The organism is Mycobacterium sp. pV006, assembly GCF_041287115.1.
Lineage (GTDB): Bacteria > Actinomycetota > Actinomycetes > Mycobacteriales > Mycobacteriaceae > Mycobacterium.
The window spans coordinates 15,845-30,826 of the sequence record NZ_JBGGKT010000018.1 but is presented as its reverse complement, the minus strand read 5'-3'; the positions used below and the strand labels follow the sequence as shown (position 1 = coordinate 30,826).

Genomic DNA, 14,982 nt, shown 5'->3' with positions numbered 1-14,982 from the left:
TCTCGGCCGAGGAGGAAGCTTTGTCCCAGTTATTCGATGATCTCGAGGATTTCGGCTCTTTCGACGACGCCATCTCCGGGGACGTCCGCGACCCGTACACGGAGTTGGCGCGCCTGCGCCGTGAGGAACCCGTGCAGCGGCTGGAGACCTCCGGGGCACTGCCGCACGAGAAGTCCCTTCCGATGTTCATCGTCTACCGCCACGAGGACATCCAGCAGATGCTGCGTGACAACGAGACCTTCTCGTCGTCGAGCGTCATCGCCGCGTTCGGCCCCGTACTCGGCGAGCGGGTGATGCTCGGTATGGACGAACCCGTGCACGGGCGGCTGCGGGCGCTGGTGCAGAAGGCGTTCACCCAGAAAGCCCTGGCGCGCTGGGAGAACGAACTGGTGGGCCGCGTCGCCAACACCCTGATCGACCGGTTCGCACCGCACGGAAAAGCCGATCTGGTCAAGGATTTCACCTTCGACTATCCCAGCCAGATCATCGCGGGGCTGCTCGGTCTGCCCGAGGAGGATTATCCGCAGTTCCAGCGCTGGTCGATCTCGCTGCTGAGCTGGCTGATGAACCCCGAACGCGGACTCGCAGCGTCGGCGGCGCTGTGTGACTACTTCGCGCCGATCCTGGCCGCGCGGCGCGAAGAACCACGCGAGGATCTGATCAGCGCGCTGGCAGCGGCCGAGATCGACGGCAACAAGCTCGAAGACGAGGAGATCTACTCGTTCCTGCGGCTGCTGCTGCCCGCCGGGGTCGAGACGACCTACCGCTCGCTGGGCAGTCTGCTGTTCGCGTTGCTGTCGGACCCTGCCCAGCTCGAGGCGGTCCGCGCCGACCGGTCCCTGATCCCACAGGCGATCGAAGAGGCCGTGCGCTGGGAATCGCCGCTGCTGACGATCACGCGCGTCGCGACCCGCGACACCGAGCTGGGCGGGGTGGCGATCCCGGCCGGCGCCACGGTCATGCCGATGCTCGGCGCCGCCAACCGTCAGGACGACCGCTACGCCGACCCGGACCGGTTCGACATCTTCCGTACCCCGAAGTCCAACCTCGGGTGGGGGCACGGCGTGCACGTGTGTCTGGGAATGCACCTGGCCCGCCTGGAGATGCGCACCGCGGTGAACCTGCTGCTGGACCGGCTGCCGAACCTGCGCCTGGACCCCGACGGTGGCGACCCGCACATCCGCGGGCAGGTCTTCCGCTCACCGACATCGCTGCCCGTCCTCTTCGACCCCGCCAGGAGCCCTGCGTGACCGAGCAAGCCGCGTTCGACACCATCGACTACTTCACCGACGAGTCGCTGGTGCCCGACCCGTATCCGTACTTCGATCACCTGCGGTCCAAATGCCCGGTGACGCAGGCGACCCCGTTCAACGTCATGGTCGTCACCGGCTACGAGGAGGCGCTGTCGGTCTACAAGAACCCGGACTTCTCCTCGTGTAACTCGGTGGCCGGACCGTTCTCCGGAATGCCGTTCGGCCCCGGTGAGTCCGACGACGTGTCGGACCTGATCGAGCAACACCGGGCCGCGGTGCCGATGTCGGAGCACATCACCTCCCAGGATCCGCCGCTGCACACGCGCACGCGCGGCCTGATGAACAAGCTGATCACCCCGAAGCGCCTCAAGGAGAACGAGGACTTCATGTGGCGCCTGGCCGACCAGCAGCTCGACACATTCGTCGACCGCGGCCACGCCGAGTTCCTGGCCGACTACGCAAAACCGTTCTCGCTGTTGGTGATCGCCGATCTGCTCGGGGTGCCGGCCGAGGACCACGAGGAGTTCAAAGCGGCGTTCGCGCTGGAGACGGTCGGCGAACTGGGCAAGGAGGCGCCGACCACACACAACCCCCTGCAGTGGCTCAACGACAAGTTCCACGCCTACATCGAGGACCGCCGGCGCACCCCGCGCGAGGACGTCCTGACCGAGCTGGCGCAGGCGAAATACGAGGACGGTTCCACGCCCGACATCGAAGACGTGATGAACCTGTCGACGTTCCTGTTCGCCGCAGGCACCGAGACGACCACCAAGCTGGTGAGTTCGGCGGTGCGGTTCATGGGCGACAACCCCGGGTTCGAGACCATGCTGCGCGATGACCGCGGCAAGATCCCGTCGTTCCTGGAGGAGACGCTGCGGATGGAGAGCCCGGTCAAGTCGCACTTCCGGATGGCCCGACGCACCACCGCGATCGGCGACGTCGAGGTGCCTGCAGGCACCACCGTGATGGTGCTGCCGGGAGCGTGCAACCGCGACGCGCGGAAGTTCCCCGAGCCCGACGAGTTCCAGCCCGACCGACCCAACGTCCGCGAACAGATCGCCTTCATCCGCGGGGTGCACTCCTGTCCCGGAGCACCCCTGGCGCGCGCCGAGGGCCGAATCTCACTGAACCGCATCCTGGACCGGATGTCGGATGTGACGATCTCCGAAGCCCACCACGGTCCGATCGAGGCCCGCCGCTACAGCTACGAGCCGACGTTCATCATGCGCGGGCTGGCCGAACTGCACATCGAATTCAAACCCGCGCCCTAGCGCGAACCCACCCCGAGGAGCACACATGACGGGAAAACTCGAGGGCAAGGTCGCCTTCATCACCGGCGCCGCGCGCGGACAGGGGCGGGCGCACGCGGTCGCCATGGCCCGCGAGGGTGCCGACATCATCGCCGTCGACATCTGCCGGGACATCCCGAGCAACCCCTACCCGTTGGCCACGCCCGACGACCTCGCCGAAACCGAGCGCAGCATCAAGGAGATCGGCCGCCGGGTGGTGGCCCGGGTGGCCGACGTGCGCGAGCGCCACGAACTGCGTGAAGCCGTCGAGGCCGGGGTGGCGGATCTGGGCCGGCTCGACATCGTCGTCGCCAACGCGGGCATCCTGCCGATGGCTATGGGCGACCCCGACCCGATGGGCTTCGTCGATGCGACCGACGTGGATCTGCTGGGGGTGATGAACACGGTGGCCGTGGCGATTCCGCACCTGCCCGACGGGGCGTCGATCATCGTCACCGGTTCCACGGCCGGCATGATCCGCGGCACCACCACCAGTCCCGACATGGGTCCAGGCGGCGCCGGCTACGGCTGGAGCAAGCGGGTGGTCATCGAGTACGTCGAAGAGATGAGCCTGCACCTGGCGCCGCGGATGATCCGGGTCAACGCGATCCACCCCACGAACTGCAACACCCACCTCCTGCAGAACGAGGGCATGTACGGCGTGTTCCGTCCCGACCTGAAGATGGAGGGCAAAACGCCGACCCGCGAGGACGCCGAGCCGGTGTTCTCGATCTTCCAGGCCATGCCCATCCCGTACATCGAACCCGAGGACATGGCCAAGCTCGGGGTGTTCCTGGCCAGCGACGACAGCCGCTACATCACGGGTCAGCAGATCCGCGTGGATGCGGGCTCGTTGCTGAAGTGGCCGAACGGGCCCGGGGGATAGGCGCCGCTCAACCAGGGCGGTGCAGGAAGCCGTGCAGGACCGCCTGGACGAGTTCGTCGACGATGGCCTCGCGCGGCGGGGGACTGGCGCCGAAGAACGTCGACCGCAGCGCCACCATGCCGACGATCATCGCTACGGTCGACTGTGCGGGCATGTCCGGCTGACGGGACTGCTTGCCGCGCAGACGCATTCCCTCGGCGCTGATCTCGCCGAGCATCCCCAGCGCGCGCCGGATGTCGGCGATGCCCGCGGCTTCGAGGTCGTCGTCCTCCCACCCGTCGGCGGCGACGAGGGTGCGCACCAGGCCCTGGTGGTCGACGAGGACGTCGTAGAGGCGGCCCACGAACTGCCGCGTCAGCTCCTCCTCGTCGGTCTCCTCGGGCACCACGGATCGCCACGTCATCAGGAATTCGTCGAGGAAGGTGGTGAACGGGGTGACGAGCGCTTCGCGGAACAGGCCGGCCTTGGACCCGAAGTGCCGGAACAATAGGTACTCGCTGACGCCGGCCGCCTCGGCGATCTCTCGGGTGGGGGTCGCGCGATAGTCCTTGCGGGCGAAGCGTTCCCGGGCCGCGTCGAGCAGCAGGCGACGCGCCTCCCCGGGAGCGCGGCGGACGCTGTTGCGCTTGTCGGACGAATTTCGTTGAGACACCGGTTTTCAGCCTAGTCGGGTCTTGACCACCCCTTGGTAATAGTGTCCACTATTAACAGTCGGAAAGGGGCAGGTATGGGTGCTCTCATCATGATCGGGTCGCTGCTCGGGTTGGCGGTCCTGATCGTCGGTCTGGTGTTGTACTTCGACCCGGAGGCGCGCGACAGTGGACAATGAGCTGTCGCCGGCGCTGATCGCCGGGTTGTCGTTCGCCTACATCGGCGGGATCCTGTTCCTGGCGTTCGGTGTGTACCTGAGCATCCGGCGAGGCCGGCTGCATCCGCTTCTGCTGGTGTCGATCTCGGCGATCTCCTTCTCGTGGATCGAGGCGCCCTACGACTGGGCGGTCTACGCCCAGTTCCCGCCGGAGCTGCCCCGGATGCCGTCCTGGTGGCCGATGAACATGACCTGGGGCGGTGGGCTGCCCTCGGCCGTTCCCATCGGGTACATCGCCTACTTCGTGCTGCCCGCGGTGATCGGCGCCGCGCTGGGCCGCAAGGTGATCGCCCGGTTCGGGTGGCGGCGCCCGCAGACGCTGCTGGCGGTCGGCTTCGCTGTGGGATTCTGCTGGGCGCTGTTGTTCAACGGGTTCTTCGGGCCGCGCCTCGGGGTGTTCGTCTACGGCTACGTGATCGACGGGCTGGCGCTGTTCCAGGGCAGCCGCTACCAGTACCCCGTCTACGACGCGGTCGCGATGGGCCTGCAGATGATGGTGTTCACCTATCTGCTCGGACGCGTGGACGAGCAGGGCCGCAACGTCATCGAGGTGTGGTCGGACAAGCGGTCGTCGAGCAAGCTGGGCTCGTCGCTGCTGTCCATCGCGGCGGTGGTGGTGGTCGGTCACCTGATGTACGGCGCGGTGTTCGCGCCGCATCTGGCCACCAAGCTCGGCGGGTACGTCACCGAGGGGCCGACCGAACAGCTGTGGCCGCCCATCGAGAACCAACCGAGGTAGGGGTCAACATCGTGGGAACACCCGACACCGTCGAACTCTATTACGACCCTTATGATTTCGCGATCGATGACGATCCGTACCCGGTGTGGCGCCGGATGCGCGAGGAAGCGCCGCTGTATTACAACGACCGATACCGGTTCTACGCACTGAGCCGGTATGACGATGTGGCGAAGGCGCTTCCGGACTGGGAGACCTATCGGTCGGGGAAGGGCACCACCGCCGACATCCTGTTCAACGGTATCGAGGTGCCGCCGGGCATCCTGCTGTTCGAGGATCCGCCACTGCACGACCTGCACCGGCGGCTGCTGTCGCGGGTCTTCACCCCCCGGCGCATGCTCGCGGTGGAGGACCTGGTGCGCGGATTCTGTGCGCGCGCCCTGGATCCGCTGGTCGGCCGCGACGGCTTCGACTTCGTCGCCGACCTGGGCGCGATCATGCCGATGCGCACGATCGGGTACCTCCTCGGTATCCCCGAAGAGGGCCAGGAGCAGATCCGGCAACGCACCGACCAGAACATCGCGGCAGGCGATGAGCTCGGCGATGTCAGCGCGACGGTGTTCGCCGAGTCGCTGGCGTTGTTCGCCGAGTACATCGAGTGGCGGGCCACCCATCCGTCCGACGACCTGATGACCGAGCTGCTCAACGCCGAGGTCGAGGAGCCCGACGGCACCCGCAGGCAACTCGACCGCACCGAGGTGCTGGCCTACACGGCGATGATCGCCGGCGCCGGCGGCGAGACGACGGCCCGGCTGATCGGGTTCATGGGGGAGCTGCTGGCCAACCATCCCGACCAACGCCGGGAACTCGTCGACAACCCGTCGCTGATTCCGTCGGCGGTCGAGGAGACCCTGCGTTTCGAGCCGCCGTCGCCGGTGCAGGGACGTTACGTGGCCCGGGACGTCGAGCTCTACGGCCACACCGTCGCCGAGGGCTCGTTCATGCTGCTGCTCAACGGCTCGGCCAACCGCGACGACACCCGTTACGTCGATCCGGACCGCTTCGACATCCACCGCACCGGCGGGCACCTCAGCTTCGGGCAGGGCATCCATTTCTGTCTGGGGTCTGCATTGGCGCGTCTGGAGGCGCGGGTCGCGTTCGAGGAGGTCCTCAAACGCTGGACCGACTGGGAGGTCGACTACCAGCAGGCGAGCCGGGCCCGCACCTCCAGCGTGCGGGGGTGGGCGCGTCTGCCGGTCCGGACCGGCTGACTAGAGCCGTTGGTCCCTGTTGCGGCGGTCCAGGGGCTGCAGCGCGGGGCCGACGTGTGGGGCAGCATGGGACTCATGAACGGCGACCACTCCACCGATGCCTGCCCCCAGATCCACGAGACCCACACCGGCATCGTCGCGCTCGTCGGTGATCGGGCGTACAAGGTGAAGAAGCCCGTCCGCACGGATTTTCTCGACTTCTCGAGTGTGGAGCAGCGGGAACAGGCCTGCGTCCAGGAGGTCGCGCTGAACCGCCGACTCGCACCCGAGGCCTATCTCGGGGTGGCGCATCTGACCGGTGTGGACGGCGCAGCCGACGAACCGGTGATCGTGATGCGCCGCTACGCCGAGCAGGACCGCCTCAGCACGCGCGGCCGGCAGGGAGTGGCCGTCGACGACGACCTGCGGGCCGTCGCCGACCTGCTGGCCCGGTTCCATGCCGGCGCGGACCGCGGCAGCGAGGTCGACGCCGGAGCCACTGCCGCGGCCGTCGCCAAGCGTTGGCACGACAACCTGGTCGAGTTGCACGGCTACGCCCCGACTCTGCTGCCCGAGGAGACGGTCGACCACGTCGAACGCCTCGCCGGCGAGTTCATCGCCGGGCGCGAAGCCTTGTTCGCCGAACGCATCGCGGCAGGCCGCATCGTCGACGGCCACGCCGATCTGCTCGCCGACGACATCTTCTGCCGGCCCGAGGGGCCGGTGCTGCTCGACTGCCTCGAGTTCGACGCGGGGCTGCGCCACGTCGACGGCATCGACGACGCGGCCTTCCTGGCGATGGACCTGGAGTTCCTGGGCCGTCGCGACCTGGCCGAGGTGTTCCTCGACCGCTACCGCGCGGCTGCGCAGGATCCGGCGCCGACGGCGCTGATCCACTTCTACATCGCCTACCGGGCGGTGGTGCGCGCCAAGACCGACTGCATCCGCGCCGGACAGGGCCGTTCCGACGCGGCGGAATCGGCTCGGCGTCACCTCGACATCGCGCTCGATCACCTGCGCACCGGCGCGGTGCGGCTGGTGTTGGTCGGCGGCGGGCCCGGGACCGGTAAGACCACCCTGGCCCGAGGCCTGGCCCAGCATCTGCAGGCCGAGGTGATCTCCACCGACGACGTGCGCAAGGACCTGCAACGTGACGGCGTCATCGGCGGAGAGGTCGGCGCCTTCAGTTCGGGGCTCTACAGCCCCGAACAGATCGAGAAGGTCTACGACGCCGTGCTGAACCGGGCCGCGGGTCTGCTCGGTCTCGGGCGCACGGTGATCCTCGACGGGACGTGGCACGATCCCGGCCATCGGCAGCGGGCTCGTGACACTGCCGACGAGATGCACTGTCCGAGCATCGAGTTCGCGTGCACGCTGCCGCTGGAGGAGGCCAAGGCGCGCATCGCCGCGCGCCGTAACACCACCTCCGATGCCACACCGGCCATCGCGGCCGCGCTGGCCGAGGCGACCGAGCACGTGTGGGAAGGGGCGCACCGCATCGACACCGGTCGACCCCTCGGCGACACCATCGCCGAGGCCCACGAGATCTGTTGTCTGGCGTTCTGACGCCGGCCCCGTCGCCGAACCGAGTATCCGAGGAGAGTGTCATGGCAGAGCACACCGGTGCGGTCGTGGTCGGGGTGGACGGCAGCGACCGCGCGATCGCCGCTGCCCGGTGGGCGGCGGCGGTCGCCGACCGACTGCACGCCCCGCTGCACATCGTGCACGCCGTGGTCGGGCTGGGGCGAGGACTGACCGAGGCCACCGCGGCGATCCAGGCCGCGATCATGTCGTATCAGGCGGACACGTCGCCGATCTTCCTCAAGGACGCGACCGACGCGGTGCGCGCCGATCTCCCGGAACTGGCGGTGTCGACTTCCTCGCACCGGGAGTCCGCCGACCAGGTACTGACCACGATGAGCCGCGAGGCGCGGCTGATCGTGTTGGGCGGCAAGGAGATCAACACCGCATCGGTCCTGTTGTTGGGTTCGACGACCCTGGCGGTGAGCGCTCAGGCGCACTGTCCGGTGGTGTCGTGGCGCGGCGATCGGCCGGAGCTGACCGACAGGCCGGTGGTGGTCGGCGCCGACGGGAGCCCGTCGGGTGCGGCGGCCCTGGCGACGGCGTTCGACGTCGCCGACCGGCTGGGCGTCGGCCTGCGCGCGGTGCGGGCCTGGTCGACGCGCCTGCCGGCGGCCCGCGCCGACGACGGACTGCGGGACTCGCTGTCCGCGGCGCAGCGGACCCTGCTGGTCGCCGAGACCGACCGGTTGGTGCAGCGCTATCCGGGCGTGGCGGTGGAGTGCGTGGTCGCCGAGGGCGCGGCCGCGCAAGCCGTGCTCGACCACTGCGGCGATGCGCAACTCGTCGTCGTCGGCACCCGCGGACGCAATGCGCTGGCCAGCACGCTGCTGGGGTCGACCAGTCTGAATCTGTTGCAGCACAGCGAGATATCGGTGATGGTCTGCCGGTCCGGCCAGGCCGGGTGACGCCGGCTCTGGCCCGATCGGTGCTGCGCCTGCCACACTGGGTCGATGCGCGCCACCCCACAGTGCTGGTTGACCGACATGGACGGCGTCCTGGTTCGCGAGGAACACGCGCTGCCCGGTGCCGCGGAGTTCCTGCAGCGACTCGCCGAACGGGAGCGGCCGTTTCTGGTGCTGACCAACAACTCCATCTTCACTCCGCGTGACCTGGCGGCCCGGTTGGCCCGATCTGGATTGGTCGTACCCGAGCAGGCGATCTGGACCTCGGCGCTGGCCACCGCGACCTTCCTGGCCGACCAGCAACCCGGCGGTTCGGCATACGTCATCGGGGAGGCCGGGTTGACCACGGCCTTACACGAGGCGGGGTACACGATGACCGACATCGACCCGGACTTCGTGGTGCTGGGCGAGACACGCACGTACTCGTTCGAAGCGATCACCAAGGCGGTGCGACTGATCCTCGGCGGCGCCCGGTTCATCGCCACCAACCCCGACGTCACCGGCCCGTCGGCCGAGGGCCCGTTGCCGGCCACCGGATCGGTCGCGGCGATGATCACGAAAGCCACCGGGCGGGAGCCGTATTTCGTCGGCAAGCCCAACCCGATGATGTTCCGCAGCGCGCTCAACCGGATCGAGGCGCACTCGGAGACCACGGTGATGGTCGGAGACCGGATGGACACCGACGTCGTCGCCGGTATCGAGGCGGGGCTGGAGACCATCCTGGTGCTCACCGGATCGACGTCGGCTGACGAGGTGGAGCGCTACCCGTTCCGGCCGAGCCGGGTACTGGCCTCGATCGCCGAAGCGATCGACCTGGTCTGAACGGGGCCTTGCTAGCTTGATCGGGTGACCGATACAGCGCCTGACCCGGCGCGGCCGTTGGCCGGTGTGCGGGTTGTCGAGATCTCCAGCTTCGTCGCGGTTCCCCTGGCGGGGATGACCCTGGCCCAACTCGGCGCCGAGGTGCTGCGCGTCGACCCGGTCGGTGGGGCCGCCGACTACCGCCGCTGGCCGCTGACCGAAGCCGGGGACAGCATCTACTGGGCGGGGCTGAACAAGGGCAAGCGTTCGCTGGCGGTGGACATGCGCTCGGCCGACGGGCAGGCGCTGGTCGCCCGGCTGGTCGCCGATGCCGGCGTGTTCATCACCAATGTCGCTGGGCGCCAGTGGCATTCCTACGAAGAGCTTCTCAAGGTGCGGCGCGACCTGATCCACGTGGAGGTCTCGGGGCGCCACGACGGCGGCACCGGCGTGGACTACACGGTCAACGCCGCGATCGGGTTCCCGCTGGTGACCGGGCCCGCCGAATTGACCACCCCGGTCAACCACGTCCTGCCGGCGTGGGACGTCAGCTGCGGCCTGTACGCGGCCCTGTCTGTGGTCACCGCTCTGCGCCACCGCGACGCCACCGGGGCGGGCCAGCGCATCAGCATCCCGCTGGAGAATGTCGCCCTGGCCACGGCCGGCAACCTGAGTCTGCTCACCGAGGCGATGATCAACGGCACCTCGCGGCAACGCATCGGCAACTCCGTCTACGGCACCTACGGGCAGAACTTCACCAGCAGCGACGGGGTGTCCTACATGGTCGTCGCGCTGACCGGACGCCACTTCCGCGACCTGACCACCCTGACCGGCACCGCCGAAGCCGTTGCGGGACTGGCGGATTCAGTCGGAGCCGACTTCTCCGACGAAGGGGAACGCTACCGGCACCGAGATGCGTTGAGCGCGTTGTTCGCCGAGTGGTTCTCCGCGCACACCGGCGCCGAGATCGCCGCGGCGCTGTCGCAGACCTCGGTGCTGTGGGAGCGCTATCAGAGTTTCGCCGAAACGGCGACCGATCCGCGCGTCACCGACAACCCGCTGTTCACCGAGCTCGACCAGCCGCGAGTCGGGCGACATCTCGCCGCCGGGCTGCCGGTGTCGATCGACGGCAGTTATCCGCGGGCGGTTCCGGCGCCCGCGCTCGGCGACGACACGGCCGCCGTGCTGGGGGAGTGGTTGTCGATGGACCGGGGCGCGATCGACGAACTCTTCGGCTCGGGCACCGTCGCGTGAGCACGCTGCGCCGCCTGCTCGAGGTCGAGGCGCTCGCAGACGACACCTGGCGGGGGCGGCCCAGCGGTCCGGCCGGTAAGCGCGCGTACGGGGGGTTGCTGCTCGCGCAGACCCTCGCTGCGGCGTGGCACACCGTCGATGACGGTAAGGCGCCCACGGTGTTGCACCTGCAGTTCCTGCGTGGTGGTGATGCGGGGGAGCCGGTGGACTACCGCGTCGACCGGATCCACGACGGCCGCACCGCCGCGTCGCGTCGCGTCGAGGCGACCCAGCACGGGCGGCTGCTGACCACCGCGACGGTGTCGTTCTCCGCGGGCCTGCCCGGGCCCGAACACGGCCGCCGGGCCGGCCTGGACGATCCCGCGACGCTGCCGCCGACCGGTCCGCCCGGCCCGGCGCCGTCACTGCCCCTGGACGAACTCGACATCCGGATCGTCGACGCCCACACCGGCACCGAGGACTTCGTCCGGCGGATGTGGTGGCGGGTCACCGCCGACATGCCCGACGACGCGCGACTGCACACGCTGGTCGCCGTGTACGTCACCGACCTCTACCTGATCGACCCCGCGCTGCAGGTGCACGGGCACTCGATGGCCGCCCGCACGCACCGCAGCGGCACCACCGACTCCTCGATGTGGCTGCACCGGCCGGTGGTCGCCGATCGGTGGAACCTGCTGGAGTGTCGGTCCCCGGCGGGTGCGCGCGGGCGCGGCGTGGTGACCGCGAGCCTGATCGGGAGCGACGGCACCGTCACCGCGACGCTGGTTCAGGAGGGACTCATCGCAGCGCGCGAACCGGCGACCCAGCCGGCGCGCTGACCGCGCGTCGCCCCAGTCGGGTCCGCAGCGCCGTCACCGCGGCGGTCACGGCGACGCCGACCAGGATCGAGGCCAGAACTCCGAGCAGGCGGTGCGACCCGAACAGCGGGTAGATCTGGTAATGCGTCAGATAGGTGTACAGCGACGCTTCGGCGACCACCGCCGCCACCGCCGCCAGCGGAGCGGGGCACCGCAGCGCGGGCAGCCAGACCAGCATCGCCAGACCGCTCAGCACCAGCGCCGCGCGTAGCGGGTCGTCGAAGTACCCGATCATGCCGACCACCAGCACGACGGTCACCGCGGCGCGCTGGGCTGCGGTGCGCGCCTTGGCCGCGGCCCAACCCAGCGCGAAGAACCAGAAGGCCAGCATCGTGAACTTCGCGTCGGGCACCGCGCCCGGGCCGTACCGCAGCACCATCCCGACCGCGAGGGACGCCGCGGCCACCCCGAACGGATACCGGCGCTCGGCGCGGTCGAGGGCCGGCAGCCAGAACAACAGCGCCAGCACCACCAGCGTCCACACCAGCACCTCGATGAACCACAACCGTCCGGCGGTCATGCTGTCCGGTGGTCCCAGGAACTTGTCGGCCAGCAACAGATTCGTCGGGTGGTAGTCGTCGGTGAGGAGCAGCGCCGCCGCCACCCACGCGATCGACGGGACCGCGATCCACGCGATGGTGGACCGCAGATGACGTATGCGGGTGCGTCGCGGAAGCGGGGTCAGGCAGAACCGGCCGAAGTTGTAGCCGGCCACCCCGAGCAGGATGTGCGCGCCGCCCCAGAGTTCGAACAGTTCGGCGTGCGAGACGACGATCAACACGATCGCCGCGGCGCGCAACGCCACGCTGGTCTCGACGGTGGTGTCCCACAGGCGTCGTCGTCGCGGCGCGCCGGCCAGCGCCTGCAGCTCACGCAGCGGCATCTGCGGCCACTGCGCCGGCAGCCGCCCGAGCGCGCGCTCCAACCGCCGCGACACGGTCACGTAATTCAGGGAGTTGCCGCCGAGATCGACGAAGCTCGCGTCGCCGTCCACATCGGCCGGATCGAGGTGCAGGACCTCGGCGTACAGGGCCGCCAGGTCGGTGGTGTGGTCGTCGACCGTGCCGTCGGTGGCGGCGGCGGCCCACGCGCGCGCGGTCGGGTAGTCGGGCTTCCCGGAGGACAACATGGGCAGTTCGTCGACGCTGACGACGCGGACCCCGTCGGCCGGGACGCCCGCCGCCTCGGCCGCGGACCGACGCACCGAAGAAACGTCGGGTGCTCGGGCGGCCACCACTGCCAGTTGATCGCCGTGGTCGACACACAATGCGGAGATGGAGTCGTCGCGCAGCGCGGACTCCACCTGTGCCAGGTCGATGCGCAGACCGTACATCTTCACGAAACGGCTTTTGCGGCCGACGATCTCGTAGAGACCATCGGGGGCGCGGCGCGCCAGGTCGCCGGTGCGCAGCGCGTCGAGCGTGGCGCCGGTGGCCAGGTCCGCGGGATGCTCGGCGTAGCCCAGCATGACGTTGGGTCCGTGGTAGATCAGTTCGCCGACGTCGCCGCCGGGCCACTCGTCGGACGGTTCGAGGGTGAACGTGCCGCCGGGGATGGGTACGCCGATCGCCTCCGGCCGGGACCGCGCCAGGTCCGGCGGCAGGTAGGCCATGCGCGCGGTCGCCTCGGTGGCGCCGTACATGACGAACAGGTCCCAGCCGCGTCGTCGGCCGAGCCCGGCGAAGCGGCGCACCCGGTCGGCGGGCATGCGTCCGCCGGCCTGGGTCAGATAGCGCAGGTGCGGTAGATCCATCGCGTCGAAGCCGACCCGCTCGAGCAGTTCGAACGTGTACGGCACCCCAGCAAGGGAACTGCCCCGGTGGCGCCGGAACAGCGTCCAGAATTGCTCGTCGGCCACGCTGTGGTCGGTGAGGATCAGCCCGGCCCCGACCAGCAGGTGGCTGTGCACCACCGACAGGCCGTAGCAGTAGGACATCGGCAGAGTGGTTGCGGCGCGGTCGGTTTCGCGGATCCCGAGGTAGCCGGCGATCGCCGCGGCGTTGGAGACGAGGTTGTCACGCGACAGCCGCACCAGCTTCGGGGAGCCGGTGCTGCCGGAGGTGGACAGCAACAGGGCGAGGTCGGGGTGCAGGTCGTGCGCGCCGTGCGAGTGCACCTGGATTCCGCCGGCGGTCACGATGACGTCCGGTCGGTAGGTCTCGGTGATCGCGCGGTGGTCGCGGTCGGCCGCCACCGGCAAGACCACGTGGCCACCGGCCAGCGCCCCGAGGTAGTGCACCAGGCAGTAAACCGTGTTGGTCGTTTCGATCATCACCAGTTGGCGACGCGTCCCGAGCCGGGTGGCCACCGCCGCGGCCTCGTCGGCGAGGTCGCGGTAGGACAGTTGCGTCGTCTCGGTCAGCACCGCCGTGCGCTCACCGTATGTACGCAGGTGGTCGATCAGGGCACGCATGGCCCGCTCGGCCGGCACGACGACATGGCCGTGACGATACCGCCGTGGTTTTTCACATGCGGTTGTGGCGGCTCCGGATGAAGTTGTAGACACCGAACGCGGCGATGCCGAGCGCGGCGGCGATCAGCAGGAACTTGCCGAACGGAGCCTCGCCGAGGGTCTTGACCGCGGCGTCGAGTCCGCTGGCCTTGGTCGGATCGGCCTGCAGCGTGGCGACCACGACGAGCAGACCGGCACCACCGAGCACGACGCCTTTGGCCACGTAGCCGATGACCCCGGCGGCGGTGATGCCGGTGCCGCGCGACACGTCGAGGTCGTCGAAGAACTTCTCGGACACGCCCTTGTAGACGTGGTAGGCGCCGACGGCCAGCACACCCGCCCCGACCGCCAACAGCAGCGCCTTGCCCCACGCGGACTGCATCAGCTGTGCCGAGAGCCCGGAGTTCTGCTGGCTGCTGGACTGTCCGCTGCCCATCGCGAACCGCGCCGCGGAGAACGCGATCGCGAAGTTGATCACCGCCAGCGCGACCGACTTGCCGCGTTTCCACGCGGGGTTGTCGCCGCGCCGCGATTCGCTCGGCTTGGAGCCGATGACGGCCTCGGCCAGCCGCCACAGTCCGAGGGCGGCGAGCCCGACGGCGACCACCCACAACATGATCGCTCCGCCGGTCTGGCTGCCGAGCGTGGCCAGCGCGCCGGACTGGTCGGCGTTACCGCCGCCGCCGACGAAGGCCAGCCGGCCGATGATGTAGCCGACCAGCAGGTGCAGCACGCCGCTGGCGGCGAAACCCGCCCGCGCGGTGTACTCGAAGGCCTTGCTGTCGGTGGCCCGGTCGGCGGCACCGTGGGCGGATCGGTGCAGCGACGAGGCTGATCCTCGGGTGGTCATGAGTCCTCCTGGTCGGCGCGATGCTCGCGTATACCCCGGGTTTGACGGCGGTGAAACCGC

General features: G+C 69.3%; 13 protein-coding genes. 10 read left to right on the top strand and 3 right to left on the bottom strand.

Annotation, left to right across the window (positions count from 1 at the left end; genetic code table 11):
* Positions 1 to 20: 20 nt before the first annotated feature.
* Genes ACAG25_RS21660 through ACAG25_RS21650 form a run of 3 tightly spaced genes read left to right on the top strand, consistent with a single transcriptional unit; the run spans position 21 to position 3,428 of the window.
* Complete coding sequence (locus ACAG25_RS21660) at positions 21 to 1,250, top strand: cytochrome P450 (protein WP_370490539.1); 1,230 nt, start codon at positions 21 to 23, stop codon at positions 1,248 to 1,250.
* Positions 1,247 to 2,524: a cytochrome P450 gene (locus tag ACAG25_RS21655; protein ID WP_370490538.1), complete on the top strand. Its 1,278-nt coding sequence runs from the start codon at positions 1,247 to 1,249 to the stop codon at positions 2,522 to 2,524. Before ACAG25_RS21660 ends, ACAG25_RS21655 begins: the two co-directional genes overlap by 4 nt.
* Positions 2,525 to 2,549: 25 nt before the next feature.
* Entirely contained in the window at positions 2,550 to 3,428 is an 879-nt protein-coding gene (locus ACAG25_RS21650) for a mycofactocin-coupled SDR family oxidoreductase (protein WP_370490537.1), read from the top strand.
* Positions 3,429 to 3,435: 7 nt separating this feature from the next.
* Here ACAG25_RS21650 and ACAG25_RS21645 read toward each other — a convergent pair whose 3' ends face one another.
* On the bottom strand, positions 3,436 to 4,080 hold the full coding sequence (locus ACAG25_RS21645) for a TetR/AcrR family transcriptional regulator (protein ID WP_370490536.1): 645 nt from the start codon (positions 4,078 to 4,080) through the stop codon (positions 3,436 to 3,438).
* A 166-nt stretch (positions 4,081 to 4,246) separates the two neighbouring features.
* On the opposite strand from ACAG25_RS21645, the gene ACAG25_RS21640 reads away from it, so the two are divergent.
* From ACAG25_RS21640 to ACAG25_RS21610, 7 genes are all read left to right on the top strand, one after another.
* On the top strand, positions 4,247 to 5,035 hold the full coding sequence (locus tag ACAG25_RS21640; RefSeq protein ID WP_370490535.1) for a spirocyclase AveC family protein: 789 nt from the start codon (positions 4,247 to 4,249) through the stop codon (positions 5,033 to 5,035).
* A gap of 11 nt (positions 5,036 to 5,046) precedes the next feature.
* Positions 5,047 to 6,243 (top strand): cytochrome P450, encoded by a 1,197-nt coding sequence (locus ACAG25_RS21635; protein WP_370490534.1) that lies wholly within the window; start codon positions 5,047 to 5,049, stop codon positions 6,241 to 6,243.
* Between the two features lie 66 nt (positions 6,244 to 6,309).
* Positions 6,310 to 7,788 carry an AAA family ATPase gene (locus ACAG25_RS21630; protein ID WP_370490574.1) on the top strand — a complete coding sequence of 493 codons (1,479 nt, stop codon included), beginning with the start codon at positions 6,310 to 6,312 and terminating at the stop codon, positions 7,786 to 7,788.
* Between the two features lie 41 nt (positions 7,789 to 7,829).
* Positions 7,830 to 8,711, top strand: coding sequence for a universal stress protein (locus ACAG25_RS21625; protein WP_370490533.1), 882 nt, complete (start codon positions 7,830 to 7,832; stop codon positions 8,709 to 8,711).
* A gap of 45 nt (positions 8,712 to 8,756) precedes the next feature.
* Positions 8,757 to 9,530, top strand: coding sequence for an HAD-IIA family hydrolase (locus ACAG25_RS21620; RefSeq protein WP_370490532.1), 774 nt, complete (start codon positions 8,757 to 8,759; stop codon positions 9,528 to 9,530).
* A 24-nt stretch (positions 9,531 to 9,554) separates the two neighbouring features.
* On the top strand, positions 9,555 to 10,763 hold the full coding sequence (locus ACAG25_RS21615) for a CoA transferase (RefSeq protein ID WP_370490531.1): 1,209 nt from the start codon (positions 9,555 to 9,557) through the stop codon (positions 10,761 to 10,763).
* Positions 10,760 to 11,581: an acyl-CoA thioesterase gene (locus tag ACAG25_RS21610; RefSeq protein WP_370490530.1), complete on the top strand. Its 822-nt coding sequence runs from the start codon at positions 10,760 to 10,762 to the stop codon at positions 11,579 to 11,581. Before ACAG25_RS21615 ends, ACAG25_RS21610 begins: the two co-directional genes overlap by 4 nt.
* Here ACAG25_RS21610 and ACAG25_RS21605 read toward each other — a convergent pair.
* Both ACAG25_RS21605 and ACAG25_RS21600 read right to left on the bottom strand, forming a co-directional pair.
* Positions 11,541 to 14,051 carry an AMP-binding protein gene (locus ACAG25_RS21605; protein ID WP_370490529.1) on the bottom strand — a complete coding sequence of 837 codons (2,511 nt, stop codon included), beginning with the start codon at positions 14,049 to 14,051 and terminating at the stop codon, positions 11,541 to 11,543. The two genes, ACAG25_RS21610 and ACAG25_RS21605, sit on opposite strands and share 41 nt — an antisense overlap.
* Positions 14,052 to 14,085: 34 nt before the next feature.
* A complete protein-coding gene (locus ACAG25_RS21600) occupies positions 14,086 to 14,922 on the bottom strand; it encodes a DUF1206 domain-containing protein (RefSeq protein ID WP_370490528.1) in 837 nt (278 codons plus the stop codon).
* Positions 14,923 to 14,982 lie beyond the last annotated feature (60 nt).